The sequence below is a fragment of the Caloramator sp. E03 genome (assembly GCF_006016075.1).
Classification (GTDB): Bacteria; Bacillota; Clostridia; order Clostridiales; family Caloramatoraceae; genus Caloramator_B.
In genome coordinates this window covers 2,399,509-2,425,153 of sequence record NZ_CP040093.1, presented here as the reverse complement: position 1 = coordinate 2,425,153, position 25,645 = coordinate 2,399,509, and the positions used below count along the sequence as shown (strand labels likewise).

Below are 25,645 nucleotides of genomic sequence, written 5' to 3'. Positions count from 1 at the left end.
TTAATCTTCTAAATATTTTTTGAGCCATGTGTACATAAGTTCAGTCCATTTTTCTACAGAAGGATTTATATGTAAATTATTCCTCTTATCATCGTATAGTGCAGCTGCTGTAACTTTATTTGCCAGTGACAAACCATGGATACCATCTTCAAAGATGTGCAATTCAAAGGGTATATTATTACTTGCAAGTTTACAAGCATATTTAAGAGAATTTTCAACATCAATAAGATCATCATTAGCTGTATGCCATAAAAATGTTGGGACTGTTTTATCATCAATATAATTTATTGGACTTAATATCTTAAGTTGTTCATTAGTAAAGTTATCATTTCCTGTTAATAGCGAACACTTATTATAAAAAATATCTTTTGGTGTTAAATCAAAAAATCCTAAACTTTTGTCCCCTTCTTCTTCTATTATTTTTAACATTAACTCAAAATCTGTTGTAGGGTATCCTAAAATAACTGCTGCTACCTTTAAAATATCAGAATTGACATTGAGTGAACTTAAGAGCCACTCTCTATGCCAATGAACGCTATACATTGCAGCAAGTGTTCCACCTGCTGAAAAACCTATTATAGCAATTCTTTCAGTATCAACATTCCATTTTTCTGCATTATTTTTTATCATAATAATTGCATTTGCTAAATCGTATAATATTTCAGGATAGATTTTTTTAACTCCCATACTGCCAGTTGTATATCTTAAAACAAAAGCATTATAGCCTTTCCCAAGAAAAGATACAGCAATAGGCTCAGCTTCTCTATCAGATGTCATTTGAAACCCACCACCTGGGCAGATAACAACTGCTGGTCTTTTTTCCCATTCAATCTCAGACGATTTATCAATAATATATGAGGTAAGGGTGACAGGTCTGTCTTCTCTTAAATTAATTACCTCTAAATTCATAAACACATCTCCTTTTTCTTTAATGAGTCTTATTTATATAGATATTTAAATTTCATCTCTCCCTGGAATTTTTTTATCACTCCAAAGGAGAGATAAAATTATTAATGGCTCATAGCTCTAATATTTATCGTTTTAGTAAAGATAAAAACGGTAATTAAAAAATATAAATACAAAGAATTTAAGATTTTTAAAATTACTTTATAAAATCATTTAATTACATAGCCACCATTTTTTCTTTCATTTTTTCAAATTCAGCATAGTGCTTTTGTAAAGGATAGAAAATGCAAAGAATAACTACAATTAAAGAAATCATAGCAGGAATTAAAAATCTTAATGAATTAATACCAAGCATTGCTGATTCAGGCTGATGACCTATTGCTCCAGCAACATATCCTGTAATTGCTAATACAGCTAAAATACCTGATGATTGTAAGGTTGTCCCACATTTAAAAGCAAAACCTTTTATAGAAGAAAGAGTTGCATTTAATGAAACTCCATCTTTTAATTGAATAAAGTCTATGCTATCTGCTAATAACAAATTAATAAGTGAGTTTTCCATAGCTGAAAGCGATGTAGCAATAAAAGATACAACACAAAGGAAAGTAAAATTATTCTTGCCAAAGAAGAAAAGTATAATATAACAAATTGCTGTTAAAAGTTGGGACCACAATAATGCTTTATGCCCACATTTAAATATTTTTATTGCTAAAGGCATAATTACTGACATAGATATAAAAGCACCTATTGATAGAACAAGCATATATTTTGATATTAAATCAGGTCTTGCTAAATAATACATTACATAATATACTGATGTAGCAAACATTAAACCAAAACCAAGAGAACAAAGCATCCAAATAATTATAACAGGATAGATTTCTTTATGTTTAAATATTATTTTTATATCCTTTGATATAGGTCTTTTTTCAGCATCAATATCAATTAAATATCTTTCCTTTGATACCTTAAATAGCCATAAATAACTTATAATCATTAATATACCATAAATTAATATCATTGGAACCCAGCTTCCAAAAAATTTTGAAATATTAATTGAGTATGATGAAGCAATTGTAAAAGAAAATGCAGTTGCAATAGCACCCCATGTAAATATTTTATTTCTTTCATCAAACTCCTTTACATGTGCTGGAACGATTGCCATTGTAGGCATTGTACAAACTGTATTTAACATTCCAAAACCAACATAAAAAATAGAAGTCCAAGCTATTTTACCACTCTCAGATAATCCTTTAGGATTTAAAAAGAGCAAAACGCTTACAATTACAAAAAATATTGGGGCAAACAAAAAGTAAGGTCTGTATCTTCCCCATCTTGACTTTGTCCTGTCGGCAATAACTCCCATAATAGGATCATTTATTGCATCCCACAATGAAGCTAAACCCATAATAACTGAAGCTACCCCAGCTGCAATACCAATATAATCTGTCATAAAAACTGCGATGTAACTTGCTACTGTTGCTTGTATTAACATATAGCCTCCTCCGTTAGCAAGTGCCCAGGCGATGCCAAACCTCGTGTTTGATTCTTTTTTTTGTTCATTCATAAAGTATTCCCCCTCATTTTTAAAATTTTTATTTATAATTAAAATTTTTGAGGCATTAATTTTAAAAAATTATCTGTTTATTACAGAAGGAATTTCATTTAAATATTTTTGAAGTATCTCTTGTGAAAAAAGATTATTTTTTGCTATTTCTCCATAGAAATGTCCACTCTTTTTAATTTCCCTTTCAAAGGTTTTTCTATCTACTTTAGCAAGCCCAAAGGTTGGCTTAAAACTTCCCCATTCCCAATTATCTATTAAAGACCAATGCATATATCCAAATACATTTACACCTAAATCTATTGCTTCCTTTAAACTTTGTAGTATTGCAGAAATATAAACAATTCTAATCCTATCATCAATAGTTGCTATACCATTTTCTGTAATTAAACACGGCTTATCTTTACATCTTAATAACATGTTTATAATAATTTCTGGAAAAATCTCCTCAGTATAAAAAGGAACATCTAAATTATTCAAATGGGTTGCATTATAAAAATCTGCATAAGGATTTTTTCTATGCCCATCTATGATTTGCCTTATATATGTATTAAGAGCCCAATAATCACAGCTATCTTTTAATTCACTTACATATTGGCCATCCATAAATGGCATACAGATCTCTCCTGTTCTTATTGCATTAAAGAAAAACTCATTTTCTTGGTAATCATAAAGTTCACTCATTAAATTGTCTATTTTATCATGTTTTCCTCTTAAAGGGTATTTTTCTGAGTATGAATGAGCTGAACTTGCAGGTTTATCAGAATAATGCTTTATTATGTGATATCCTCTTGCATGATAATGCAGCATATTTACACGTTGTTCAACTGTATATACATAAGGCAAATTAAGTTCATTTAAAATAATCCAGTAATCTACATATTCTTTTATTTTAGGAACAATAAATTTAAGATATCTTTCCCAATATTTCATATTTTCAAGGGTATTAAAGAATCCCTTTTTATGAAACCATACTGGATGTGAAAAATGATGCAATGTAAGACACAGCTTTATATTATTTTCTTTCAACAGATTAAATATTCTTTGATAGTGTTTTACAGCTTCTTCATTAAAAATTCCTTCTTCTGGCTCAATTCTGCTCCATTCAATAGACATACGGTATATTTTTAAATTCATTTTTTTCAAAAGCTCTATATCTTTTTCGAACATTTCATAACTGTTACAAGCAAGTCCTGCATATTCGTAAGATAGTTCACCAAATGCTGATTTAGGTAAGAATTCTTCACTATCATAAAAAGAATTATTATTTCCTTCAATCTGTTGACCTGCTGTACTTGCACCCCATAAAAAGTTATCTGGAAATTTTACTGTTTTATAATTAAATATATCTATCATATTTATCCCTCCCCTTTAAGTATAATAATTTGATTTTAAAATTACTTGTCTCAAAATTTAAATAAATCCGACTTTTTTTGTCCTCATAATTGAATTAATAATTCTCATAATTTAAAATTAATAATATAAATATTAATCATAATAAGGTGAAATATATGGATTATAATATACATGGATATGTAACATTAGGACAAGTTCAAGAAACAATTAAAGATAGATATATAAAATATAAACAAAATATTTCTTTTAATGAGGCAGTTAGGCTTTTATATTCTTCTAATAAGCATACATTTATAAAACCAAAATTATCTTTTAATACTTTTTGGGGAAATCTATCTGATGAAGAATTTAATGATTTGATACATAAGTTGCCAGTTGAAATTACATACGGAATGCTCACTCCTGATAATGGACAAATTAATGAAAATATGATAATCCCTGGTAATCGCGATGTGTTTTTTATTAAACATATAAATTATATTAAAAACCTTTTCCATTCTCATGACTTTTTCGAAATTAATTATGTTTTCTATGGACAATGTATTCAGATATTTGAAAGAGAACAAAGAATTTTAAAAGAAGGAGAAATGTGCATTATTGCACCTCACTCAATTCATGATGTTCTTCCTTGCGAAAACAGCTTAGTTGTAAGTATTCTAATAAGACAAAGTACATTTGAACATACTTTTTTTAATCTGCTTACTCAAAAAAATCTTTTATCTATATTCTTTAGAAATATATTCTATGGGAAAAACAGAAAAGGTAATTATTTACTTTTCAATACTGATAATCAAAGTGAAATAAAAATGCTATTAAAAAATATTAGTATGGAAAGCTATATCATGGATTCTTTTTCAAATACATGTTGCATAAATTTTGTAAATATTTTATTTTCTAATATACTTCGTAAATATAGTGATACGATATGTTTTTATAGGTTTGATAGCAATGAGAAGGAAAAAATAGATTTTATTTCAATATTGCAATATATTCAGCAAAACTTTCAAACACTTACACTTCGTTCACTTGCAAATTACTTTCATTATAGTGAAGCTTATATAAGCAAATTAATTAAAACAAATACAAATATGAACTTTACAACAATAATAACTAAATTAAAGATGGAAAATTCAAAGAAATTATTGACTAATACTAATATGTCAATAGAACAAATTGCTGAACAAAACGGTTATGACAGTCCAGATCATTTTACAAGGGTTTTCAAAAAATACTATGGCGTTACTCCAAAAAGTTATAGAAATATGTATTATTGTAAAAATAATGTAATTAGCTCTTAATAGATAAGACTGAAATATATAAATCAATTTGGTGTTAGTATAATTTTGTAGGTATAATATCTCAAAGAAATCATAGAAGACACAGCTACAAAATTATATTAACACCATTTTGATTAATTAAAGTTAATGTGGTACGGTTAGTGTGAAAAAGTTTTCTCCATCCATATATTTTGTAATATATACATACAATGCTCCAATTAAGTTTGAATCATTATTAAATTTACATCTAACTACCTTTGGTTTTACCATAACAAAAGGTAAAGTCTTAGCAAGCTTGTCAATATTTTTTTGAATATATTCAAGTAAAATGTCCTGTTTGCTTATACCACCACCAATCGCTATTTTCTCAGGATCATAGATATACTGTAAGTTATATAACTGGATAGCTAGCTTATAACAATAATCATCAAGTATATTAAGTACTTCTTCATCACCGCTATTGGCATACTCAAATACCTTATACCCATCTACATCCTCAGGTTTCATTTTTTTTGCTTTGGCTACTTGCATACATAGTGCTGAAGCACTAGACTGCGTTCCCCACCAATTAGAAAAACTTCCTTCCTGCAGATTATTATCAGTAATAACAAAACTAAACTCACCTGCAATAAAATGTTTGCCTTTGTGAAGTTTCTTGTCTTTAATAACACCTCCACCAACCCCTGTACCTAAAATAACTACAACTGCATCATCGCAATCCATAAGATTGCCTTTCCAAACTTCTGCCAGTGCTGCACATTTTCCATCGTTCTCAACCGTTATATTTACAGGACAACGATTTTTGAGAATTGAAACAATATCTTTATCATCATTATATCTTAAAGCTCCTCCTGTGTATAAATATCCCCTATCAGAGTCAATACGTCCTGGCATACTCATAGCAATACCATCAATTTGCCCTTTGTATTTATCATAAATCGTACCAATTACTTCAACAAAATGCTCTATTGTATCTTTTGGTGTTGCCACTGTACCTTTTTCAATAAATTCTGCACTGTCATTCATAAGGGCATATTTAATAGCTGTACCACCTACATCTATAACTAAAAGTTTCATAAATGCCTCCCTAGCTAATGTTTATAATAGCTTTTCTTCACTACTTTTTATTTTAAAAATCTATACTTTGCTCTTCAAACAAATTATTAAATTAAATACCTATATTACCACTATCAATACCAACACTATTCTTTTCCAAAGGCAGCCATTGCAAAACCTTATAAATATACCTGTTCCAAAAATCCCATTCATGTCCTCCAGGTCCTACTTCAAAGGTAACCTCAACACCAAGTTCATCTAAGTAATCTTTAAATTCTTGGTTTGCTTTAAATAAAAAATCATCTTTTCCACAGGCCATATAAATTTTAGGAATATCCACTTTTTCTTCAACCAGCTTTTTTATAAGCCATTTTGGATTCATATCACTATTTTTAACCTTAGTAAGATCTCCAAAACATCCTTCAGCAAAAGAACGGCTTTCAAAAAAGAATTGAACATCATCTGTTCTTTTTTCAATGTCATCAATAATTAAAGCTGAAGATAATCCTGCAATATATCCAAATGTATCATGATATTTCAAACCATTTCTAATAGCACCATATCCCCCCATTGATAAGCCTGCTATATAAGTATCTTCCCTCCTTTTAGAAAGAGGAAACATCTTTCTTGTAATTTCAACTAATTCCTTTCCTATAAATTCCCCATAGTAACTACTAATCTTAGGGTTATCTACATAAAACATATTATCACCAGAAGGCATTACAACAGCAAGGTCATTCTCTTGTGCCCATCTTTGAATATTTGTACCAGATACCCAATCAGTATAATTTCCAAATATGCCATGTAACAAATATAATGTCTTATATGGCTTGTCATCTCTCTCTGGCATACCTGGAAATAATAACTTATCTACTGGTAATATTACATTTATGGGAACAGTCCTCATTAATGTTTTAGATAAAAAATTAACTTGAATTAAAGCCATTTTTATTCCTCCATTATTATTTTTTTGTCAAAATATAAAATCATTACCTAATTAAAAATTTAGCTAAAAATTCTGAATTATGATTTAACAATTTTATTGACATAAAGCCACTCTATACAAAAGTGTTTCATTAATAATCATGACCACCCGTAAAACGGGTGGTTTGCATTAGCCCTATAAGGGCATATTACTGGCTGTGTCTAAAGACACGCTGAATTGTCTGCCAACCGCATATTTTTTTCAGGCTGCCCCTAAAGGGGCTTATTTTTTGCCTTTGTTCACCGGCTCACCCGTAAACGGGTCTATATATTCTTTCAAACTTATTTGATCATACGCTATGTCTTCCTGTAATTGATTCTTTATATACTCTTCTATCACTTTTTTATTTCTGCCTACTGTATCTACATAATATCCTTTACACCAAAACTGTCTATTCCCATACTTATATTTTAAATTTGCATGTCTATCAAATATCATCAATGAACTTTTCCCTTTTAAATATCCCATAAACTGTGCTACGCTTAATTTAGGTGGTATACTTACAAGCATATGTATATGATCCTTACATGCGTTTGCTTCTATTATTTCTACTCCTTTATATTCACATAATTTTCTTAATATCTTGCCTATGTCTTCTTTTATTTTCCCATATATTATTTGCGTCTATATTTTGGTGCAAATACAATATGATATTTACAATTCCATTTGGTATGTGATAAACTTTCATTATCCATATTGTTTTCCTCCTTTGATTTGATTTCGGTTGGCAGACCGTTATCATTTATTCTATCAAAGGAGGAAAATTTTTTCTACCCATAGCTATAAGCTTTTTAGAACCACGGGCATAGCCCGTGGTATTCATAAAACAAAACCATAGCGTCAATAGTTTTATTACTATTGACGCTAATAAATTTTTTATAATTAATCTAAATCTTCTCCATTAGTTTCAATTACTTTTTTGTACCAATAAAAGCTATCCTTTCTTGTTCTTTCTAATGTTCCATTTCCTTTGTCATCTCTATCTACATAAACAAAACCGTATCTTTTCTTCATCTCTCCTGTTCCTGCAGAAACTAAATCAATACAACCCCACATTGTGTATCCCATTAAATCAACACCATCAATTGTAACTGCATCTTTCATTGATTTAATATTTTTACGTAAATAATCAATACGATAAGTATCATGTATTTTCCCATCTTCTTCCTTTTTGTCGTCCCAGCCAATTCCATTTTCTACAATCCATAATGGCTTACGATATCTATCATACAGAGTATTTAATGCAATTCTTAAGCATGCCGGATCAGTTGCCCATCCCCAGGCATTTGTTTCTAAATATGGATTTTTAATTCCCATCATTAGATTTCCACTGCTCTTATCAACATCATCATGTGTTGTAACTGTAATAGAGCCATAGCATGAAAAACTTAAGAAATCAGCAGTATACTTTTTAATAAGATCAAAATCTTCTCTTTCCGTATCAAGTACAATACCTTCTCTTTCATATTTTTTTAATCTATATGCTGGATAATACCCACCTGTTTGAACATCAGCATAAAACATATTATTTTGATTTATTTCCATAGCCAGCAATTGATCATAAGGGTCGCAAGTATATGGATAAATTGGCATAAATGCAAGCATTTGTCCTACTTTTATTTCACTATTGATTTCACGAGCCGCTCTTACTGCTTTAGCACTTGCAACAAACTGATTGTGAGATGCCTGAGCTCTATTTTGAGGCGATGGATCCATTAAGCCTCCTGCAATAAATGGAGCAAATTCCATACAGTTAATTTCATTAAATGTTAACCAATATTTTACTTTTCCTTCGTAATATTTAAAAACCGTTTTTGCGTAATTTTCAAAAAAATCTATGCACTTTCTGTTTGACCAGCCTCCATATTTAATTGTTAAATTAAGAGGTGTTTCATAATGGGATAATGTTACTAAAGGCTCTATTCCATATTTTGCACATTCATCAAACACTTTATCGTAAAACTTTAATCCTTCTTCATTAGGCACTGCATCATCACCGTTTGGAAATATTCTTGCCCAGTTCATACTTAAGCGGAATGTCTTAAATCCCATTTCTCCCATGTATGCAATATCTTCTTTATAACGATGATAAAAATCTGTTGCAACATGGCTTGGATAGTATTCACCATCAATGACTGCAGGAATACAGTCCTTTGGGAATTTATATCCTGTTCCAAAAATAGGCATTGAACCTGTTTCTCCAGTTTTTATATTTTTATAAGTCACCCTACGTGGAACTGTATGGGAGCCAGATGTTATAACATCTGCTGTTGTAATACCTTTTCCTCCTTCATTCCATGCTCCCTCATACTGATTAGCAGCCGTTGCACCACCCCATAGAAAATCTTTAGGAAAACCTTTCATCTATTTAACCTCCATTCTAAATACTTTCATTTATTTTATATTCTCTTTCTAATTTCTTTTCTCCTTCTTCCAAAGCAGCTTCTTTTGCAATTAATTGTTTTTCATAAATCTTGAAAAATGGATACCAGACAAGTGCAGTAGGTATTAACATTAAATAATCCCAAATAGCATTTTGCCATCTTAATGTAGATAGATATTGACCAAAGCCCATTGGAAGCAATGTTGAAATAGGAATCCATGCAGGTTGTAAAAATCCTATTTTATATCCTATATATGTACATAACATGACAATTGGAATATTTAAAACATAAGGGATACAAAGAATAGGATTGTACATAATTGGCATACCAAATGTAAGTGGCTCATTAATTCCAAACCATCCAGGAACAGCAGAAATTTTTGCAACAGCATTAATCTGTTTAGATTTAGAACGCAATCCAAATAGTGCAAGAGCTAAAGTATTACCTGTACCACCACAAACAGCCATTGCTCCAAATAATGCAACTGGATAGAAAACAAGTGGCTTTCCTGCTTGGTGTAATGCCCCGTTTGTAACTGCAGCCTGTATAGCTATAGGCATAATAATTGGAATCAAAATCATAGTACCATGAATACCAAAACACCATAATATTGCACCAAATGTACAAAGAATAAACATACCTGGAACTGATGTTAATGCATATAATGGAACTCCTAATATTTTCATAAATCCTGAGCATATATTATAAGCCCCACCTGTAGCTATTGATACAATTGAGGAAATAACAAGGAAAAAAACTATACTAAATAATAACGGTAAAATTGATGAAAAACCATCTTGTAAAAATGGTGGAACAACCTCTGGCATTTTTATACGAATATTCTTATCAGCACAGAATTTTTCAATGTGCACAGAAATAAATGCTACAAGAAACCCAATAAACATGCCCTGGGCTCCAAGATAAGTCATATCGATACCTACTAGTCCTTCTTTAGTTGTAATTAGAGTACCAGAAACTAACAAGAAACACACCAATGCATCGATGGCATTCATAATTGGAGATTTCATTTTTAAGTTCTTTGCATAATTGAATGCAAGTAATGCAACAATCCATAAGGATAACATATTCATTGTAAATTGATATGGTAGATAAAGCGTTGAATAAAGCTTACTCTTTGAACTAAATAGGTTAAGCATAGTTTCACTGCCTAATGAGCATATAATTTGTGATAAAGCACCAACCATTATAATACCCATTAAAGACATCATACTTGCTTGCAAGGCAGATAAGAATTTATTTCTTCCAAGGGCCTGTCCAAAATCCTGAAGCTTTATCATAAACTTGCTTTCAAATACTTTTTCCATTTCACTCACTCTCCTTACTTATTTTTTTCTTCAAATAATTTTTTTGCTAATTTCATAATATTAGGACAATTTGCAACAGCATAATCAAAGGATTGTATTGCAGCACAGGGTAATCCTGTATTTTCCTTTATTTCATTTAATCGATATGATACTTGAGGGCCTACCAGAACAATATCATAATTTTGATATACATCTTGATACTCTCCTAATCCTACTGCTTTAATCTCAAGTTCTTCTCCTGCCTCCTTCCAATAGCTTTCCATTTTTTTCATGAGGATACTTGTTGACATTCCTCCAGCACATACTAATAAGATTTTCATACCATTTTCCCCCTTATTTTATTTATTTTTATATAATAAAATAATTTCTTTAATAAGTTCAGCTGCAAGCATACTTGTCATCAAATGATCCTGTGCATGAACAAGTAATACATTAACATCCTGCTTATCACCATTAGCTTCTTTAAATAATAGCTCCGTTTGTGCTTTATGAGCTATATTTTCTGATTCTTTAGATTTAGCCAAAAGCTGCTCTGCTGCTTCAAAATTTCCTAATTTAGCTTCTTGTAATGCTTGAAAGGCATAAGAACGTGCATCTCCCGAATTTGCAATAATCGTCATTGATATCATATCGTTTGTATCGTGCATATAATATTCCTCCTTTTTTATACTGTTTAATTCTTTTGGGATTAACTTTATTTTAGTGTATAAAGCTTACTTCTGTCAAAATGCCCAAAAGTAAATAAAAAAACACTTTTTATATAGTGTATATTTAGTATATATTAAAAGAAACACTCTTTTTTTATAAACACCAACAGTATTAAAACTTAGTGTATAAATTTTTATTTAATTTTTTATATAGTGTATAGTTGCACTATATATAAGTATAATTTTTTAGATTTTATATAAGAGATATAACTCTATAAAAAAAGATATACCCATTTATTTAACAAGGTATATCTTTATATTTTTTTATATCTTTTTAATAATCATTATAATATTAGCAATTTCATCATCATTTATTATTATCTTAAATGTCTTTTCCAAGGTTTTTAAAATTCTAACAATGGCATTATAATCCTCTTCAAATATTGAAATTATTTTATTTTTATCAGCATTATTAGTAACTGCCTTACCTTCTAATAATCTTTCTACTAAACAAGCTAAATGCATAAATAATCCAACTCTTTGTTCTTCAGTTAATGAGTAGAGCATACTAAATTTATCAATAATTTCCGGTAATACAGCTTTAAGCTTAGATATTGAAGTATACTTAAATTGTTCTTCTAAATACTGATATATATCATTATAGTTAATAGATGATGAACTAAGTGGTTCAAACATTAAAACACGATCTAAATCTTCTTTAGGGCTTTCAAAAATCTTTTGTATAGGAATAAATGGAATACCAAACAGCTTGGGATCATAGGTTCCAACAAAGCTGTGAATATGATATGTTTTTTTTAGTTCTAAAACTTCTCTTAAAAGTTCATCGCGATTGGATATTGCAAGAGCTATTGTCTTCATTCCAAGTTTTGAATAATTATCTATATAGAGCTTTAATTGCATTGCACCTCCTTCTCCTGTATGACACAGAGTAATAATAATACTGTTATGCTTCTTTTCATTTTTCTGCAAGTTGTTCATTTCTAAATTAGCTATGTGGTAGATATAATCAATATCACTTTCCATTAAGCATTTTCTTGCAATATTAATTCCTATTAATGTGATAGGAATATTAATATATCTTATTTTTACATCTATTTCTTCTGATATTGTTTCAAGCATTGTCTTAATGGAGCCCATATCATATATAACTATAACTCCTTTTCCAGTATCTATTTTTTTAATCAGAGCCTTAATCTCTTCCATAGCTTGTTTTGTTCCAATATTTAAAGCTAAATCATAGCTATATGCATTATTGCATTGGGTTAAACTATTAGTAACATCTTTTAAAGAAGAAGCAGTTCCACTGCCATGCATAATGTAAAGCAAAACAGGGTGTCCATCGTCATTATTCTCATCGCTTTCAATTAAAAACATAGCAATCAAAACAATCTCATGAATAGGTAAGTCCAAATTCATCTTTTCTTTTAAAATTGCAGCAAATTGTACACTGGCTGCATACTCTTGTGGGTAGTTCTGAACAATTTTAACAATTTGATCATTATCAATTCGTGGCTGGCTAAAATTTAAAGTTAACAATGAATTAATATGTAAACAAAGACCATAAAATACATTTGGCCTTAAATTTGTTCCAAGTTCTTTTTTGCAAGCATTTAAAAAATTAGTAACAATATCTATTATCTTTGGATCTACAATTTTTGAAAGCTGCTCCAAATTATTTGAGTTATTAATCCAGTTATAATAACTATATCTTTTCAATAAATTACGAATATGATTATTTATAACATTTTTAATTCCCCTATCATTAATCCCCAGATTTGATAAATCATCATACTGTTTTTTAATTTCAGAATACATATCTACTAAAGAATTCGAATAATAATCTCCCTGATTAGCAGTATTTTTGTCATAAATAATTGTTTCCCTGCTTCCTATTATTACATCTATTTCATTATCACTGCCTTTTAATTTCAACAGACTCCTTCTAATCTGGCCCTTAAAATCATTGATACATACACAAATATCCTGCTCTGGCTCATTAACTACCCTTACATAAGCATTGGCACATGCAGCTTTAATATTAAGCTGCAATTCTTTAACATTATGATTAAAATCCGATAAAAGCAATGCTTTAATTGATTCATCAGTAACTTTAATGCAACGGTTTGAACTTGATGCTTCAAGCAGAAAAAAATGATTAATAAGATCAAATCGTTCCTCTAAGGGACGATCTTTTAATTCAGGCAGTTCTATAGTAACAGGAATCATACGATTAATATGTAAGTTGCTTTGTGGTGAACAGGATAATACTAAAAACAAATTACTACAATCTAATGACTTAGATTTATCTTCTGAATAAATCTTTCCTGTATCCAAAAACCCAAATAGACAGCTTTGTTGTTTTGCATCTAATAAATCAACATTATCAATAAAGAGCATTCCTCCCTGCGCTCTTGCAAAACAGCTATTATTTAAATTTCCATTAATACCAAAGATTTCATCATTTAATACGGAAATATTCTTTGAATAATGCCTACAATCAATTTTTATATAAGGAGCATCTTTAGACAAAACATTCATTTCTTTTGCAAATTCAAACATCAAAGAAGCAAAATAAGTTGTCCCACATCCAGGCTTAGAAGATAATAAAACATTTAAGCTAGAAGGAAAATATAATATTGCAGCTTTTGCTAATTGAATAGCATTTCTTAAACTACCATTATGCCCAATTAATCTGGTAAAACATGATTTTTCTGTACTTTTATGAGTTTGTTCAGGTATTTTATAATAAACTGGTCTTGTTGATGTTTTAATGAGTTTCCCTTCTTTTACTAATTCATTTAATATAGCACTTACATTTGAACGCTGCATGCCTAATGATTCAGCAATAGTTTTTGTTTCCAGACCATTTTTATTTTCACTTTTACCATATATTTCCTTTTGTATGAATTCGTAAATAGTTTCCTTTGCAGTTTTCATTACATTATCCTCCTTTGTGTTAGTTTATTTTATAGCCATATATATGAAGATTATACTAACCTATACTTCTATTTTCTATTCTATTATTTTCAACTTTTTTACTACATATCTTTAATATATATTATATTAAAAAACATTTTTAAAAACATATATTATTAATTGACTTTTAAAAAATTAAAATAAATATTAACTGTATTCTTATCTAATAGCTTGTACTAATTGTATCTTAAATATAAAAAATAATTAACTGTCCCTTGGTAAACGTAATTAGAAGCCTCACTTTTATAACAGGAGGGACGGTTACTTATTATATTAAATAAACATAATATTTTATGGATGGCCCCCTAATTTTGAAGATATTGTGTATGAAATAAGTAACCGTCCCTCTGCTTGTATAATGTTTCTATTAATTTTATCTATTTCTTTTAGGAAACTGAAAAAAGCTTCTTTAATCTATATTCAGAAATAGCAGTTACTTATTTTTCTGCTCTATTTTCTTTTATTCAATAAAATAATATATTTTTCTTGCTTCAAAAAAACAAACCCCGCAGTAAAGCAGGGATTATCCTGCATTTACTACGGGATTATGGAATGAAATTTATTTTGCTGTATAACAAATCATATTTCGTTCTTATTCTTATTTTATTCAAAGGCGATAGCTTCACCACTTTCTGCCGATCGCCTTACTGCCTCCATAACTGCTAATACTCTGCGCACCTCTGAAATCTTAATAAGAGACTCTGCTTTACCGTTTAACACATCTCTGACATTTTTATAAAAATCTACCCAGTCTGATTCTACTTGTGGCAAAGGCTCTTCTATGATCCCTCCAGGAGGAACCGGAGCGAACTGCCTTGTCGGACCTGCTATTGTCTCAGTGATTTGTGGCGGTAGCTTTTCGAGAAGCTTGCCCGTACGGTAAATCGTACCATCACAAGCGAAACTGTTTATCACGGCTGTTCCTTTATCTCCTCCCACAACCCAACGTGGAGCATATTTTAACATATATGTTGAAAGCTCTATATGCACCGTTATACCATTATCCATCTTCATTAATATTTTAAAATAATCATCAACTTCCTCATGCAATACATTCTTTATATCTGCGTATAAACTTTTTATTTTCGCATTGGGCATCATAAAAAGTATTTGGTCGATTAGATGAGGCCCCCAATCGTAGAGCATGCCACCACCATACTTTTTATACAAATGCCATTCGTGCATATACCCATTTGCTGAATGCAACTTAGATTCAATACTAAAAATTTTGCCTAAAATCCCTTCCTCATAAATTTTTTTTATAATGAGCATATCTTTATCCCATCTTCTATTTTGATGAACAGTAAGGAATACCCCCTCTTTTTTGCATATTGATTCCATTTCATCAAGTTCAGCCACACTTAATGCTGCAGGTTTTTCTGTAATAACATTTTTTTTAGCAACAGCAGCTTTTAAGCACATTTCTTTATGTAAATGATTCGGTACAGTCAACACAACAGTATTAACATTTGAATCTGCTAGAAGTTCTTCAGCAGAAGAATAGGTAACAAATCCATCTTTTGTACCTTCTTTAATTTTTTCCTCATCAATATCACAAACAGCAGCTACTTTTACGCCAGCAGCTCTTGCAGCATTTTTAGCATGCCATTTTCCCATTCCTCCATATCCGATAATACCTAAATGAATATCCATAAAATTCACCTTTCATTTTTAGTTTTAATTGTTTGTTAACATATTCCAAACTAAGTCTTAACTCGCAATTATATATTTATATATTTTGCGACAGCTTTTCTATTAACTGCAAATCATTTTGAGCCCCTCTGTTTTAAACAATTATCATATTCTTTCTAGAATAAGTCCCCCCGTTAAATGTAGTATATTCAGCATCATCACTAAATTGATCCATAGATGGAGGCATATAAGAAGAGCTAAAACCAAACCGTACACTAACGTCATGATAACCTTGCTTTAGTCCGCCAGGTTTTTTTACCTTTAGAACTGCTGGTTCAGTAAGCCTCCAGAATTCTCGACCACTTTTAGAAAGTTCATCAGTAGTATACTCCCTGCCATTAATAACCCAGATAATAGTATCCCATGGAAATATTTCGCCATCTACAATTACACGACCAGGTCGAATCTGAGACAACCAGACACCACGGTAATAGGGTGATCGTATGCATAATTGAAAACCTACACAAACACCGTTTTCATATATGTTATGAAAACCTCTATATTGAATGACTTCTTTCTCTAACATCTTTACTTCCTCCTCGCATAATTATTACAGACACAAATCTGTATCACCTTATAAAAATTTAATAAAGAAGATTTACGATTGTCCTTTATGTTTTCTTTTGAGATGAGATAACTGTAGTATTATTTTAAAGTTAATACGGATTTTTTCTAATTCTTGTACTTTCCCGCTCTTTTATGTATACCCATACACTAAAATTGCCATTTCTTACACAGTCTATTTGTTGTATATAGACCACTTTAATATCCCAATATCCGTTTCATCATAACATGATGTTTTCTTAACTCATGTGAAGTGTAGCCTGGGACGTCTTTATTTACTCCCTCGTATTCGCTTATTAAATAGCCGTCCCATTTATGCTCCTTTAAAATTTCAAGTACAGGTGGATATGGAATGGTCATTTCATTAAAATTATCATCCATCGCATTGAATTTTGCATGAATACACTTAACATAAGGAAGCAATGGAATTAGTTCTTCAGGCTCCGAATGTCTTTCATCTGGATATGGTAATTCGGTTAAATCAAAACGATTTTGAAATACACTCATATCAATATTTAACCTAAAATTCTTTGTATTAGTTTTTATAATAAAATTCACATAATCTTCTACCATTTTATCCGATAGAATTGTTGGTAAATGAATTTCCGGGCACATAACCACATTGTATTTTTCTGCAAGAGGAAGAGCTGCTGTAATTATTTCCCTCCAATTTTCAACTGGATTCAAAAAATCATCTATGACGCCAAGCTTTGTCCTCAATATGTGAAATCCAAGTTTGTTAGCAATTTTAAAATCCTGCTCCAACATTTCCAAACATTCTTTTAATGTAAGATTTCTATCACGATAAAGCCTTGTATCTAACCAATGACCATATTCTACTGGCTCAATTTCATATTTATTGCACAAATACTGCCACTTCTCAACAAATTCTTCGCTTAATTCTGGATAATTATCAATGTGCGAATTTGCTAGAATTTCTATTCCACAAGCCCCCATATCGTACAAATCCTTAAAACAATCTTCTAATTCCATTGTTATGCCAAATTCACCTGAATAACTATAAAGCGAAACACCTCGTTTAGGACCAATTATTTTATTCATACATACCTCACCTTTCTTTTTTTAATAGATTGAATAACAATTTTTTAACCATCACTACATGGTACATGATTCCTTCTGTTATACCTTATCGCATTTTTTACTACATAATTCAAATGCTTCTCCCCTTAACTTTTACAATACCTTCCAATAGGTATGGTATATAATATCTATACCATCTCCTCTTATATTGGAATTTTTTCCAAAATTCCTTTATCCAAAATTTTGATTATCTAGGTCAATTATCAGCATTGATACTTAATTTAGTTTAATTTTAATTTAACATTTGTAATTTCAAAAAAATTTCTTTTTTTTATACTAATTAATTAATAATTTTATTCAATTAATATAATTCAGATTTAAAAAATGAAATTTAGATTAAAAAATAAAATATAAAACTTAACCATCTTAGAAAAGGTGCCCTATTCTCTCATGCCTTTTGTTGTAATACATTGTTACTGGTAAAATAAAATTACCCGAAAAAGGGAAGATTTTTTCCCCAGCAAGAATGGAAATAATACTCCTTTGAAGATTAAAATATCTTTAAAGGAGGGATTAAAATGCTGGGGGTAGAAATGCATACAACAATAAAAACACTTTTCAAAAAGGGATATAACAAAACTCAAATTGCATCAATTCTTAAAATCGATAGAAAAACAGTAAGAAATGTACTTAATAAAATTGATGAGAAAGGAGTAGTGGAAAGGAAAACAAAACCTTCTATCCTTGATCCATATAAAGAATATATTAATATTCAAGTTGCTAAAGATCTTGGAGCGATGCGAATATTTCAAGACATGCAAAGAGAATTTAATTTTACAGGCAGCTATGATACAGTAAAAAGATATGTTAATAGTATAAAAAATCAGCCTCCAAAGGCCTATATGGTATTAAATGCTCTTCCAGGGGAAGAAGCACAGGTTGATTTTGGATACATAGGTACAATAAATGTAAATGGCAAGCATAAAAAGGCATGGGTTTTTGTAATGACATTAAGTTATTCAAGATATATGTATATAGAAGTTGTGCTAAATCAATCAGTTAAAACATTTATAGAATGTCATAAAAATGCTTTTAAATATTTTGGAGGGGTCCCTGAAACAGTAAAAATAGACAATTTAAAATCTGGAATTTTAGAAGCAGACTTTTATGAACCAACGGTACAAAAAAATTATGCAGCTTTCGCTGCTCATTATGGATTTTGGGCACAGCCCTGCAGAGTAAGAACTCCAACAGATAAGGGAAAAGTGGAATCTAGTGTTGATTATGTAAAGAATAATTGCTTTAAAGGAAGAGATTTTAAAAACATAGATGAAGCGATAAGCTTTTCAAAATTATGGCTTAATACTATTGCCAATGCAAGAAAGCATGGTACAACAAAGAAAATTCCCGCTGAAGTTTTCAACTCAATAGAAAAAGAGAAACTCTTACCACTTCCAACAGAGGACTTTATCTTATCTCACTCTGTCAAATGTAAAGTCAATACAAACTGCCACATATCTTATGACGGTAATTATTATTCAGTACCTTATGCATACATTGGACAAGAAGTTGAGGCCATCATAGTAAATGATTTAGTTAAAATCTACTTTAAAGAAAAAGAAATAGCCCTACACTCACTTTGGAAGGGTGATAAGGGCCATTACACAACAAATAATGAACATTATCCTACTAGTAAGAATATATCAAGTGAAGATATATTGTCAAGACAAAGAAAAGAAATTAAAGAGGTTGGGGATAATGCCCTTAAGTTCTTTGAAAACTTCATAAATCAGGATAAACTTAAAAAATATGATTATAGAACTATTGCAGGTATATTATCTTTAAGGAAGGATTATAGTGATGAAGTAATAGACGCAGCCTGCTTAAGAGCTATATCATATGATGCATACAGCTATAAAGTTGTAAAAAGAATATGTGAAAAACGAATAATAAATTTACCAGTACAATCAAATGAAAGCTATACAAATGAGAAAGAAACATGCCTTACAAGAGATTTAAAAGAATATGATAAATTATCAGTCTTAGGAGAGTTAAAAAGATGAATGATTCATTGATGATACGTCTTAGGGATTTAAAGCTTTCAGGAATAATAAAGACTCTTGATGTTAGAAATGAAGAAGCATTGAAAAGCAACTTATCCTATATGGAATTTTTTGAACTACTTATAAATGACGAAGTTTTAAATAGACAAAATAATAGCAATATAAAAAGAACAAGTAAAGCAAAGTTTCCACAACATAAAACCCTTGAAGAATATAATTTTAATTATCAACCTAATATAAATAAAAGGTTTATATATAATCTGGCGACCTGTGAATTTGTCCGCAAAAAAGAAAATGTGGCCTTTATAGGTCCGCCAGGAACAGGTAAAACTCATTTAGCTATTTCTATAGGGTTAAAAGCAGTTGCCCAAGGGTATAAAGTACTTTTTACTACCGTAAATGAAATGCTAGAAGAGCTTTATATATCAAGGGCAGATAATTCTTTTCATCAAAAGCTAAGATATTATACAGCACCTGATTTACTTATATTAGATGAATTAGGACTTAAGAAGCTTAATCAAAATAGCGTTGATGATTTTTATGAAATAATCTCAAGAAGATATGAGAATGGCTCTATAATTATAACGTCTAATAAAGTATTTGAAGAATGGGCAAGAATTTTTTATGATCCTGTCTTAGCTACCGCTATTTTGGATAGGTTTGTACATCATTGCCATTTTGTAGTTATAAAAGGTGAGAGCTATAGAATGAAGCAAAGAGAAGGAGTTATTAGAGTATGTAAAAAATTTTGTGTAAAGTGATTTAAGTATCTCCTTCTTGGCAAGAATTAAGAGAAAAGGACAAGGAGGAGATTTTTAATGTCACTTTTATCAAAAGCACAACTAAAAGAATTTATTAAAGAAAATAACATCACAAGTGTAGCTGGAATCCAATCTACCCTTAAAGAATTATTTAAAGATGTCTTAGAAGAAATGCTTCAAGCGGAGCTTGATACAACTTTAGGCTATGAAAAATATGATGTAAAAAATAAGCAAACCGATAACAGCAGAAATGGATTTTCTAAAAAAACAATTAAAACTGAATTTGGTGAAATGGAAATCGATGTCCCAAGAGACAGAAATGGCGAATTTGAGCCTAAAATTGTTCCTAAAAATAAAACAGATATCTCTGGAATTGAAGATAAGATAATATCCCTTTATGCTAGAGGAATGAGCACAAGAGATATACAGGATCAAATTAAAGATCTCTATGGCATAGATATATCACCAGAGCTTGTTAGTAAAATTACAGATCGTATTATTCCAGAAGTTAAGGAATGGCAAAGTAGACCTTTAGAAAAAATTTATTCCTTTATATTTATGGATGCTATACACTATAAAGTAAGAGAAGAAGGACGTATTCTTAATCGTGCAGCTTATGTTGTTCTTGGGGTTAACATTGAGGGATATAAAGAAGTTCTTGGTATATGGATAGGAGAAAATGAATCATCAAGATTCTGGCTTGGAGTCCTTAACGACCTTAAGGGCAGGGGTGTAGAAGATGTTCTGGTTTTCTGTGTTGATGGTCTCACTGGAATGAAAGAAGCTATACAAGCAGCTTATCCAAAGTCAGAAATACAAAGGTGCATAATACATCAATTGAGAAATTCATTTAAATATGTTTCATACAAACATCTTAAAGAGTTTACAAAAGACTTTAAAAATGTATATAACGCATTGAATGAGGAGGTAGCTAAAGAAAAACTTAAGGAAGTAGAACAGAAATGGGGCTCTCAATATCCATATGCAATTAAGAGTTGGGAAAACAACTGGGATGTAATATCACCTTTCTTTAAATTCCCTGATGAAATAAGAAAAATCATGTATACTACAAACATAATAGAAAGTCTACACAGGCAGTTTAGAAAAGTAACTAAGACAAAAACTATATTCCCCACAGATTTGTCATTAGAAAAAATGCTTTATCTATCGGTTAAAAATATAGATAAGAAGTGGACTCAAAGGTATAGAAACTGGGATATGGTAATCAATCAGCTTATGATAATATATCCGGGAAGAATATAGCTAATACTAAATATAATTTACAAAAAACAAAAAATTTTTGAAGCTTCAGTCGACCTAGGTCTCCTTTCGCTTCAAAAATTATAACAATGCTCTAATCGCGAGTTTGTTATGCATAGACATAGACCCACTCATTATAAAAATTTTAACCAAAATTAATCAACATTATGCATAAAAACCTAATTTATGGTAACAATTAGTAGTGAAAGTAAATAAAATATCTTTTTGGATTTAGTCTAAAACTTGTCTTGAAGGAGTTGCTCCTCAACTAAATACACAGATTTATTTACACTCCCAGTTATTAAGGCAATGTCAGAGGAATCCTTATCTAAAGATAAATAAATATTAAGTGTTTATTTTTTTACCTTTTTAGGTGGGGAAAAAATCTTCCCGAAAGTGGGGAATTTTTATTGACAATAACATGTATGCTGCTTTTTCTCCTGCTTTTCTATAACTACTTTTAATAGCCTCTTCAATTGCATTTATCACTACATCTGAACTTATCCTATCATGTGGTCCTATTCCTACTATCTCATCAACAAGATAGTGCCTTTTGCCATCTTTTTTAGATTTAAAATACGTCCTGTTATATCTAATCATTCCAAAGCTGGTTAAAAGACTTGTTTTATCTTTCCTTACTATTTCCCAACTCTTTTTTCTATGTTCACTATTACGAATATATTCATCCATATCCTCTAAAACTTCAGTTAGTATGTTTTTCCCCAATTCAAAAAGTTCTTCCCTTAATCCCAAAACTAAATCAGCAAAATCTTTTCTTTCACTTATGAAATTTTTTATTTCTTTTTCAATTTTCTTTACCCCAAATTCATTAAATTGTTGTATACTGTTGTACATAGAAGATGTCATTCTTTCTATTTTAGATTTGTTTTCCAATTTATTTATTTTAGCAGGATGATATCTTCTCTTCAATTCTATGGCAATATATCCTATTATCCTACAATAATTTTACACTAACTTCCATTTTGTACAAAAATATTCTTATAACCCATTAATATTAATATATACTGTTGTATTCACAAAAAATCATGGCAAAACCTAATACCCCTAAAGCCTTGCCCCTCTCGCCTTAATACTATTTCCCAAACTCTTTCCAGATAAAAACAAGTCACGGTTTTAATAAGGTTTTTACTCTTATTTTACCGTGACTTTTATTAATTCTTTAATTTTTGATAAGTTTGCTTGTCATAAGATTATTATTGTAGAACTACACCTTATAAATAAATATTATCAAATTGTGGATATTTATCTATAAATGCTTTATTTGCAGCCTGGAGTTTTTCAAAATACTCCCTATATGAGTCGCTCAATATTTTTAAATTTTTAATAAATATATCGTAATATCCGCTATCTTGCTGAAATTTCAATAATAATTGCTGTATTTTACAGGCTGGTGATTTTTTATATTCATCTGAGTTTCTGTATTCCAAATATTTTTCAATGTCTTCTTTATTTTCTTCTATATACATATCTATATTATTTACTGAATCTATTATAGATGAATTAATTCTCTGCATATCTGCTTCTTTCATCTGTCCAAGACCCTGCTGCAAAAATTCTTCCAGTTCTTTGGGAAATTCTATTTCTTGAATTTTATCCAAATAATCAACAATTTTATTATATGCCCTTTCTTTTTCCTCAGTATCAATTCTCCCATTAAGAAACTGTCCAAAATGTACGCATAGATACATCCCATAACCTCCTGGAAATGCTTGCAGCAGTTTCTCTTTGATTGTAAATTGCTTCTCAATGTCTTTTTCAATATAGGTAATTGCCTGCTCAATGTCATAGTCTTTTATTAACTGTTCCAGGCATTTTTTCTTAACCATTGATTTTTCAACTTCTAAATCCATTTTATATTTGCACTTTGCCAGAGCAGCGGCTTTATTTTTACTTGCAAGAATACCTTTGATTTCAGAAATACTAATGCCTAATTTCCTTAAAACTCCAATTTCTTTTAATACAGGAATATCTTCATCACTGTAATTCCGATAACCATTATCCTCTACCCTTGGAGATATAAGTCCCTCCTGTTCATAATACTCAACTGCTTTCTTCGTCAATTTACATTCTCTACATACATCTTTAATTAACATTCTTATCACCTCGTAATTATCATAGGCTAACACCTAAGGTGATAGTCAATACCTATTTTGTATAAAGTTTAAAATACTTCCTTTTATTTTGACAGCGTCAAAACAACAATCTCTGGATGGTTGAAAATCCTTTGGGGAATAATGCTGTTTCCAAGCCCCCTGCTTACAATCATAGTGCAGTTCCCTCTTTTATATTCTCCTGATGTATATTCAGGGAAAAACCCCTGATTCGGCGCAATCAATCCTTCTATAATCTGGTTAATTAACACCCTTTTTATCGTGTTTAAAAGTAAACAGCGCTTTTAGGACAACTTTTCACACATTCCATGCATAAAATGCACTCTGTCCCATTTTCCCTGCTTCTTTTGCTGTCTAAAATATCTACATTCATGGGACATACTCTTTTGCATTTTCCGCAAGAAATGCACTTTTGGCTGTCTGATTTTACCCTTAGAAGAGAAAAATAACTTGATGGTTTTAAAAATACAGTTATAGGACAGATATATTTACAAAAAGCCCTGTTGTCTTTCAGTATGAAAGCCATTATTATTCCAACTGTATAGTATATGATATTCCCCGCAATAAAACTCCAAAACATCACAACTTCAATGTCACGGACTTTTAATAAGAACAACGCACTTATAAATAAAATAGAGGCTAAAAACATCACATACCGTATAAATGATAGTCTTTTTATCCGAGGATTTTCAGGTATTCTATAAGGCAGCAAATCTAGAACAGCAGCAGTCCAACAGGCATATCCGCACCATCCTCTTCCAAATAACAGCGGGCCAATAATTTTGGCTACAGCATAATGTATTACTGCTGCTTGAAACACCCCCATGAACAAGTAGTACCAGAAACCTTCTATCTGCATATTCTCACGGCATATAAGCCCAAGATAGGCAAGCATATATAATCCCACGCCAAACTGCACAACCTGTCTTGAATATTTGTATTTTTTTATCAGCAAGAAGATACCGAAAGACACAAGAAAGCCTATATACATGAAATTGAAGAGATAGAAAACATTATCAGACCAAATCCACAAGCCAATTGATATGCAAATAAATATCATAAGCATATATATCGGTATTTTAAATTTTCTCAATCTTGTCCACCTCACGATACATCTTTACTGTATTTTTAGAATCATTCCTTAACCCCTTGGCTCTAATTTTTCTTCTTTAATATGCTAGTTCACTTTTTTATCTTTTCCAGCCAGTAAGTTTTAAAAGCCAGAACATCCTCATAAAATTCTGTTTTAAATACCAAAATACTTACTGCTGTAATAATTATGCCTGGGACAACCAAATATAAAGCACCGCCAAAAGCATCCAAAATATTTAGCATGCGCAGCAGTCCAAAAACCAAATAGACAGGCAGTAAACCAAAGATAAAAATATAAACTCCTGAAAGTAAAAACATTGTTATTTTAAATGCTATCCTGTTGCCTTTACAGTACAAAAATATGTTAAATAGAATTATTCCACTAATAAATGTTTTTCCCGTTAATCCTTTAATACCTTTAGATACTAAACTTATAGCAATATCTGCAAGTAAAAGAAAAATTAAAATAATTATACCTGTATTTACGATTTTCATGCCCCTGTTAACCTGTTCACTGCTAAAAAGCAAACTTATCTACCCCTT

At 30.4% G+C, this 25,645-nt stretch carries 21 protein-coding genes and 1 pseudogene; 4 read left to right on the top strand and 18 right to left on the bottom strand.

What is annotated here, in order from left to right; translation table 11 throughout:
* From FDN13_RS11625 to FDN13_RS11615, 3 genes are all read right to left on the bottom strand, one after another.
* Positions 1-909, bottom strand: a complete 909-nt coding sequence (locus FDN13_RS11625; RefSeq protein ID WP_138980540.1) for an alpha/beta hydrolase — start codon at positions 907-909, stop codon at positions 1-3.
* Positions 910-1,123: 214 nt separating this feature from the next.
* Positions 1,124-2,473, bottom strand: coding sequence for an MFS transporter (locus FDN13_RS11620; protein ID WP_138980539.1), 1,350 nt, complete (start codon positions 2,471-2,473; stop codon positions 1,124-1,126).
* A gap of 69 nt (positions 2,474-2,542) precedes the next feature.
* Positions 2,543-3,826: a glycoside hydrolase family 1 protein gene (locus FDN13_RS11615; RefSeq protein ID WP_138980538.1), complete on the bottom strand. Its 1,284-nt coding sequence runs from the start codon at positions 3,824-3,826 to the stop codon at positions 2,543-2,545.
* Between the two features lie 155 nt (positions 3,827-3,981).
* On the opposite strand from FDN13_RS11615, the gene FDN13_RS11610 reads away from it, so the two are divergent.
* A complete protein-coding gene (locus FDN13_RS11610) occupies positions 3,982-5,124 on the top strand; it encodes an AraC family transcriptional regulator (RefSeq protein WP_138980537.1) in 1,143 nt (380 codons plus the stop codon).
* Positions 5,125-5,247: 123 nt separating this feature from the next.
* Here FDN13_RS11610 and FDN13_RS11605 read toward each other — a convergent pair whose 3' ends face one another.
* The 11 genes and pseudogenes from FDN13_RS11605 to FDN13_RS11555 form a co-directional block, all read right to left on the bottom strand.
* Positions 5,248-6,180 (bottom strand): ROK family protein, encoded by a 933-nt coding sequence (locus FDN13_RS11605; protein WP_138980536.1) that lies wholly within the window; start codon positions 6,178-6,180, stop codon positions 5,248-5,250.
* A gap of 91 nt (positions 6,181-6,271) precedes the next feature.
* Positions 6,272-7,105: an alpha/beta hydrolase gene (locus tag FDN13_RS11600; protein WP_138980535.1), complete on the bottom strand. Its 834-nt coding sequence runs from the start codon at positions 7,103-7,105 to the stop codon at positions 6,272-6,274.
* 261 nt (positions 7,106-7,366) lie between these two features.
* Positions 7,367-7,839 (bottom strand): annotated as a pseudogene (tnpA, locus tag FDN13_RS11595) (IS200/IS605 family transposase).
* A gap of 187 nt (positions 7,840-8,026) precedes the next feature.
* On the bottom strand, positions 8,027-9,508 hold the full coding sequence (locus tag FDN13_RS11590; protein WP_138980534.1) for a glycoside hydrolase family 1 protein: 1,482 nt from the start codon (positions 9,506-9,508) through the stop codon (positions 8,027-8,029).
* 16 nt (positions 9,509-9,524) lie between these two features.
* Positions 9,525-10,853, bottom strand: a complete 1,329-nt coding sequence (locus FDN13_RS11585) for a PTS sugar transporter subunit IIC (RefSeq protein WP_138980533.1) — start codon at positions 10,851-10,853, stop codon at positions 9,525-9,527.
* Positions 10,854-10,867: 14 nt separating this feature from the next.
* Complete coding sequence (locus tag FDN13_RS11580; protein WP_138980532.1) at positions 10,868-11,173, bottom strand: PTS sugar transporter subunit IIB; 306 nt, start codon at positions 11,171-11,173, stop codon at positions 10,868-10,870.
* 18 nt (positions 11,174-11,191) lie between these two features.
* Positions 11,192-11,500, bottom strand: a complete 309-nt coding sequence (locus FDN13_RS11575) for a PTS lactose/cellobiose transporter subunit IIA (RefSeq protein WP_138980531.1) — start codon at positions 11,498-11,500, stop codon at positions 11,192-11,194.
* Between the two features lie 324 nt (positions 11,501-11,824).
* Positions 11,825-14,458, bottom strand: coding sequence for a PRD domain-containing protein (locus FDN13_RS11570; RefSeq protein WP_138980530.1), 2,634 nt, complete (start codon positions 14,456-14,458; stop codon positions 11,825-11,827).
* A 642-nt stretch (positions 14,459-15,100) separates the two neighbouring features.
* Positions 15,101-16,150, bottom strand: a complete 1,050-nt coding sequence (locus FDN13_RS11565; protein ID WP_138980529.1) for a Gfo/Idh/MocA family protein — start codon at positions 16,148-16,150, stop codon at positions 15,101-15,103.
* 133 nt (positions 16,151-16,283) lie between these two features.
* Positions 16,284-16,715: a C-glycoside deglycosidase beta subunit domain-containing protein gene (locus FDN13_RS11560; RefSeq protein WP_138980528.1), complete on the bottom strand. Its 432-nt coding sequence runs from the start codon at positions 16,713-16,715 to the stop codon at positions 16,284-16,286.
* A 236-nt stretch (positions 16,716-16,951) separates the two neighbouring features.
* Positions 16,952-17,746 carry a sugar phosphate isomerase/epimerase family protein gene (locus FDN13_RS11555; protein WP_243120217.1) on the bottom strand — a complete coding sequence of 265 codons (795 nt, stop codon included), beginning with the start codon at positions 17,744-17,746 and terminating at the stop codon, positions 16,952-16,954.
* A gap of 641 nt (positions 17,747-18,387) precedes the next feature.
* On the opposite strand from FDN13_RS11555, the gene istA reads away from it, so the two are divergent.
* Genes istA through FDN13_RS11540 form a run of 3 tightly spaced genes read left to right on the top strand, consistent with a single transcriptional unit; the run spans position 18,388 to position 21,881 of the window.
* Complete coding sequence (gene istA, locus FDN13_RS11550; RefSeq protein WP_138981091.1) at positions 18,388-19,857, top strand: IS21 family transposase; 1,470 nt, start codon at positions 18,388-18,390, stop codon at positions 19,855-19,857.
* Positions 19,854-20,618: an IS21-like element helper ATPase IstB gene (gene istB / locus FDN13_RS11545; RefSeq protein WP_138980526.1), complete on the top strand. Its 765-nt coding sequence runs from the start codon at positions 19,854-19,856 to the stop codon at positions 20,616-20,618. Before istA ends, istB begins: the two co-directional genes overlap by 4 nt.
* A gap of 57 nt (positions 20,619-20,675) precedes the next feature.
* Positions 20,676-21,881, top strand: coding sequence for an IS256 family transposase (locus FDN13_RS11540; RefSeq protein WP_138979523.1), 1,206 nt, complete (start codon positions 20,676-20,678; stop codon positions 21,879-21,881).
* 366 nt (positions 21,882-22,247) lie between these two features.
* Here FDN13_RS11540 and FDN13_RS11535 read toward each other — a convergent pair whose 3' ends face one another.
* The 4 genes from FDN13_RS11535 to FDN13_RS11515 form a co-directional block, all read right to left on the bottom strand.
* Positions 22,248-22,808, bottom strand: a complete 561-nt coding sequence (locus FDN13_RS11535; protein ID WP_243120216.1) for a UPF0236 family transposase-like protein — start codon at positions 22,806-22,808, stop codon at positions 22,248-22,250.
* Between the two features lie 302 nt (positions 22,809-23,110).
* Positions 23,111-23,992, bottom strand: coding sequence for a MerR family transcriptional regulator (locus FDN13_RS11530; protein WP_138980525.1), 882 nt, complete (start codon positions 23,990-23,992; stop codon positions 23,111-23,113).
* 283 nt (positions 23,993-24,275) lie between these two features.
* Positions 24,276-25,103 (bottom strand): 4Fe-4S binding protein, encoded by an 828-nt coding sequence (locus tag FDN13_RS11520; protein ID WP_371414824.1) that lies wholly within the window; start codon positions 25,101-25,103, stop codon positions 24,276-24,278.
* 89 nt (positions 25,104-25,192) lie between these two features.
* A complete protein-coding gene (locus tag FDN13_RS11515) occupies positions 25,193-25,630 on the bottom strand; it encodes a hypothetical protein (RefSeq protein WP_138980524.1) in 438 nt (145 codons plus the stop codon).
* Positions 25,631-25,645: the final 15 nt, after the last annotated feature.

Bases quoted from the DNA above. Each gene is read 5' to 3' on its own strand.
- FDN13_RS11605 (WP_138980536.1), bottom strand. From the start codon at position 6,180: ATGAAACTTTTAGTTATAGATGTAGGTGGTACAGCTATTAAATATGCC.
- FDN13_RS11560 (WP_138980528.1), bottom strand. From the start codon at position 16,715: ATGTTAGAGAAAGAAGTCATTCAATATAGAGGTTTTCATAACATATAT.
- FDN13_RS11615 (WP_138980538.1), bottom strand. From the start codon at position 3,826: ATGATAGATATATTTAATTATAAAACAGTAAAATTTCCAGATAACTTT.
- istB (WP_138980526.1), top strand. From the start codon at position 19,854: ATGAATGATTCATTGATGATACGTCTTAGGGATTTAAAGCTTTCAGGA.
- FDN13_RS11620 (WP_138980539.1), bottom strand. From the start codon at position 2,473: ATGAATGAACAAAAAAAAGAATCAAACACGAGGTTTGGCATCGCCTGG.
- FDN13_RS11580 (WP_138980532.1), bottom strand. From the start codon at position 11,173: ATGAAAATCTTATTAGTATGTGCTGGAGGAATGTCAACAAGTATCCTC.
- FDN13_RS11585 (WP_138980533.1), bottom strand. From the start codon at position 10,853: ATGGAAAAAGTATTTGAAAGCAAGTTTATGATAAAGCTTCAGGATTTT.
- FDN13_RS11625 (WP_138980540.1), bottom strand. From the start codon at position 909: ATGAATTTAGAGGTAATTAATTTAAGAGAAGACAGACCTGTCACCCTT.
- FDN13_RS11570 (WP_138980530.1), bottom strand. From the start codon at position 14,458: ATGAAAACTGCAAAGGAAACTATTTACGAATTCATACAAAAGGAAATA.
- istA (WP_138981091.1), top strand. From the start codon at position 18,388: ATGCATACAACAATAAAAACACTTTTCAAAAAGGGATATAACAAAACT.
- FDN13_RS11540 (WP_138979523.1), top strand. From the start codon at position 20,676: ATGTCACTTTTATCAAAAGCACAACTAAAAGAATTTATTAAAGAAAAT.
- FDN13_RS11565 (WP_138980529.1), bottom strand. From the start codon at position 16,150: ATGGATATTCATTTAGGTATTATCGGATATGGAGGAATGGGAAAATGG.
- FDN13_RS11575 (WP_138980531.1), bottom strand. From the start codon at position 11,500: ATGCACGATACAAACGATATGATATCAATGACGATTATTGCAAATTCG.
- FDN13_RS11530 (WP_138980525.1), bottom strand. From the start codon at position 23,992: ATGTTAATTAAAGATGTATGTAGAGAATGTAAATTGACGAAGAAAGCA.
- FDN13_RS11555 (WP_243120217.1), bottom strand. From the start codon at position 17,746: ATGGAATTAGAAGATTGTTTTAAGGATTTGTACGATATGGGGGCTTGT.
- FDN13_RS11610 (WP_138980537.1), top strand. From the start codon at position 3,982: ATGGATTATAATATACATGGATATGTAACATTAGGACAAGTTCAAGAA.
- FDN13_RS11590 (WP_138980534.1), bottom strand. From the start codon at position 9,508: ATGAAAGGTTTTCCTAAAGATTTTCTATGGGGTGGTGCAACGGCTGCT.
- FDN13_RS11600 (WP_138980535.1), bottom strand. From the start codon at position 7,105: ATGGCTTTAATTCAAGTTAATTTTTTATCTAAAACATTAATGAGGACT.